Genomic DNA, 2113 nt, shown 5'->3' on the forward strand with positions numbered 1-2113 from the left:
GTCCACAACGTTAGGCGGGACGGGACCGTCTCGTCCAGTCCTATGATGTGCGTCATGACCAAGCGCACCCCGACCGGCGCCGCCGTCCTGCAGCCGCAGGTGACGAAGGCGATCACCGAGGCCGTCCTCGACGAGCTCGCGCAGACCGGCTACGGGCGGCTGTCGATGGAGGCCGTGGCCAAGCGGGCGGAGGTCGGCAAGAGCGCGCTGTACCGGCGCTGGCCGTCCAAACAGGACATGGTGGTCGCGGCGCTGTCGGAGTTCTCCGTGCCCTTGGCCGAGGTCGAGGACACCGGGTCACTGCGCGGCGACCTGCTCGCGACCGTCACGGCGGTGCACGACTGGCTCTCGCACCCGCGGTTCGCCACGATCCTGCCCGACCTCACGGCCGAGGCCGTCCGCAGCCCGGCGTTGTCCGACGCGATCGCCGCGACCATCGGCGAACCGCGGCGGGCCCTGGGAGCCGTGACGCTGCGGCGGGCGATCGAGCGGGGCGAGCTGCCGGCCGGCCTGGACTTCGAGATCGCCCTGGACCTCGTCGCGGCGCCGGTCTACTGGCGCATGTCGGTCCGCCGCGCGGAGGTGGAACCCGACTACCTCGAACGGCTCGTCGACCACCTGCTGCGCGCTCTTCAGTGCTGATAGCTGGGGTAGTCGACGTACCCGCCGCCCGCCCCGAACCAGGTGTCGCGATCGGCCGCGACGAGCGGCAGGCCGAGCCGGAACCGCTCGACGAGGTCGGGGTTGCCGAGGTAGGCGCGGCCGTAGCTGATCAGGTCGGCGCCGTTGGCGAGCCACCGCTCCCCCTGCTCCCGCGTGCTCTCGTCCGGGCCGATCTGGCCGCCGGGGTTGAGGACGAACGCGGTCGGCCACGCCTTGCGCAGTCCCAGCAGCACCTCGTCGTCCGTCGTCGCCATCACGTGGATGTAGGCGATGTCCGGCAACGCCTTCAGCAGCTCGCCGTAGAGCACGGGCACGTCCTCCTCGACGATGCCCTGGATCTGCCCGCCCGGTGAGAGGCGGATGCCGACGCGCTCCCGGCCGATGGCGTCCGCGACCGCGCCGACGGCCTCGGCGGCGAACCGGATGCGGCCGGCGACCGAGCCGCCGTAGCCGTCGGTGCGCTGGTTGGCGCTGGAGGACAGGAACTGCTGGATCAGGTACCCGTTGGCGCCGTGCAGCTCGACACCGTCGAACCCGGCCTCGACCGCGTTGCGCGCGGCCTGCGCGAACGCGGTGACCTGGTCGGCGACCTCCGCCGTCGTGAACGCGCGGGGCACCGGCGCGGGCTTCATGCCGGTGGGCGTGAACACCTCGGTGCCGGCCGCGATCGCCGACGGACCGGCGGGCTGGTGCCCCGCGACCTCGACGTGGCCGATGCGGCCGCCGTGCATGAGCTGGGCGAAGATCCGGCCGCCGTTGGCGTGCACGGCGTCCGTGACGACGCGCCAGGCCGCGACCTGCTCGTCGTCGTGCAGGCCCGGGGTGAACGGGCCGGACTGGCTGGCGGCGGTGGGCTGCACGCCCTCGGTGACGATGAGTCCGGCGGTGGCGCGCTGGGCGTAGTAGGTGGCCGTCTCCGCGGTCGGCTTGCCGTCGACGGCCCGCGACCGGGTCATCGGCGCCATGACGAGGCGGTTCGGCAGGGTCAGGGTCCCGAGCTGGTAGCTGGTGAGGAGCATGCGACTAGGCTAAAAACCTGACATTGACGTCAGAGATAGCTTTTGTGGCGGAGGTCTCATGAAGATCGGCGAACTGGCCGAGCGGACAGGCGTGAGCGTGCGCGCGTTGCGCTACTACGAGGAGCAGGGGCTCCTCCACGCCGAGCGCAGCGAGAGCGGCCAGCGGCGGTACACCGACCCCGCCGTCAGCCGCGTCCGCCTGATCCAGCAGCTCTACGGCGCCGGGATCTCCAGCGCGTCGATCGCGGAGATGCTGCCGTGCATGGCCACGGGGATCGCCTCGCCGCAGGTGCTCGCGAAGCTGCACGGCCACCGGGCATCGGTGCTGCGGCAGATCGAGGAGCTCCAGGACACGCTCGGGCAGCTCGACACCGTGATCGCGGGAGCCACCAGCAGCCACGGCCGGGGGACTCCGTGCCCGCCCTACTGAG

3 protein-coding genes are annotated in these 2113 nt (G+C 72.1%); 2 read left to right on the top strand and 1 reads right to left on the bottom strand.

Going from position 1 to position 2113, the window contains the following annotated elements; translation table 11 throughout:
* Positions 1-54 precede the first annotated feature (54 nt).
* Positions 55-642 (top strand): TetR/AcrR family transcriptional regulator, encoded by a 588-nt coding sequence (locus ACFWGZ_RS40705; RefSeq protein ID WP_382456924.1) that lies wholly within the window; start codon positions 55-57, stop codon positions 640-642.
* On the opposite strand, the gene ACFWGZ_RS40710 is transcribed toward ACFWGZ_RS40705, so the two are convergent.
* Complete coding sequence (locus ACFWGZ_RS40710; protein WP_382456925.1) at positions 633-1682, bottom strand: alkene reductase; 1050 nt, start codon at positions 1680-1682, stop codon at positions 633-635. The genes ACFWGZ_RS40705 and ACFWGZ_RS40710 overlap by 10 nt on opposite strands.
* 58 nt (positions 1683-1740) lie before the next feature.
* Here ACFWGZ_RS40710 and ACFWGZ_RS40715 point away from each other — a divergent pair, with 58 nt between their 5' ends.
* A complete protein-coding gene (locus tag ACFWGZ_RS40715) occupies positions 1741-2112 on the top strand; it encodes a MerR family transcriptional regulator (protein ID WP_382456926.1) in 372 nt (123 codons plus the stop codon).
* The last annotated feature ends 1 nt before the right edge of the window (position 2113 follow it).

Origin of the sequence: Lentzea sp. NPDC060358 (assembly GCF_042725365.1) — a bacterium.
In the GTDB taxonomy this organism is placed as follows: domain Bacteria; phylum Actinomycetota; class Actinomycetes; order Mycobacteriales; family Pseudonocardiaceae; genus Lentzea.

Bases quoted from the DNA above. Each gene is read 5' to 3' on its own strand.
- ACFWGZ_RS40710 (WP_382456925.1), bottom strand. From the start codon at position 1,682: ATGCTCCTCACCAGCTACCAGCTCGGGACCCTGACCCTGCCGAACCGC.
- ACFWGZ_RS40715 (WP_382456926.1), top strand. From the start codon at position 1,741: ATGAAGATCGGCGAACTGGCCGAGCGGACAGGCGTGAGCGTGCGCGCG.
- ACFWGZ_RS40705 (WP_382456924.1), top strand. From the start codon at position 55: ATGACCAAGCGCACCCCGACCGGCGCCGCCGTCCTGCAGCCGCAGGTG.